Annotated in this window: 2 pseudogenes; one reads left to right on the top strand and one right to left on the bottom strand. The window is 61.9% G+C overall.

Annotated elements, in window-relative coordinates:
• Positions 1 to 236, bottom strand: a pseudogene (locus CDA63_RS20165) (IS982 family transposase); the annotation flags it as partial.
• 98 nt (positions 237 to 334) lie between these two features.
• Between CDA63_RS20165 and CDA63_RS20160 the strand changes: the two are divergent.
• Positions 335 to 556 (top strand): annotated as a pseudogene (locus tag CDA63_RS20160) (IS982 family transposase); the annotation flags it as partial.

Here is a 556-nt window from a genome sequence, read left to right as displayed (position 1 = left end):
TCGTGCAGGCGGTGCAGCTGGCGGGTAAAGCCGCTCTTGTCCAGCGCTTTCATGCCCCAATGCTGCTGCATGTAGCGGCGAGCGGCGGCCAGATTGCCGCCGAAGAAGCGGGCGGCCAGCAACGCTGTCGTCAGCAGCTCGGCGTCGGAGAGCTGGCGCTTGTGAGGCGCTTGTGGGCGGGTGGAGCGCAGAAAATCGTCGATGAAGCAGTACATTGCGACGGTCTGTTCTGTCATGGTCGGCAGGTGTGAGTGTGGTCGAATACCTCAAACCTAGCTGTTCCGCACGGGAAAGACTAGGTTTGAAGAATTCGACCGCTTCAAGCCCCCTTCCCATGACAGAACAGACCGTCGCAATATACTGCTTCATCGATGATTTTCTGCGCTCCACCCGCCCACAAGCGCCTCACAAGCGCCAGCTCTCCGACGCCGAGCTGCTGACCACGGCCCTGCTGGCCGCCCGCTTCTTCGGCGGCAATCTGGCCGCCGCTCGCCGCTACATGCAGCAGCATTGGGGCATGAAAGCGCTGGACAAGAGCGGCTTTACCCGCCAGCTG

The organism is Hymenobacter amundsenii (assembly GCF_002204745.1).
In the GTDB taxonomy this organism is placed as follows: Bacteria; Bacteroidota; Bacteroidia; order Cytophagales; family Hymenobacteraceae; genus Hymenobacter; species Hymenobacter amundsenii.
The sequence above is the reverse complement of the archived record's forward strand: the minus strand, read 5'-3'. Positions and strand labels throughout refer to the sequence as shown.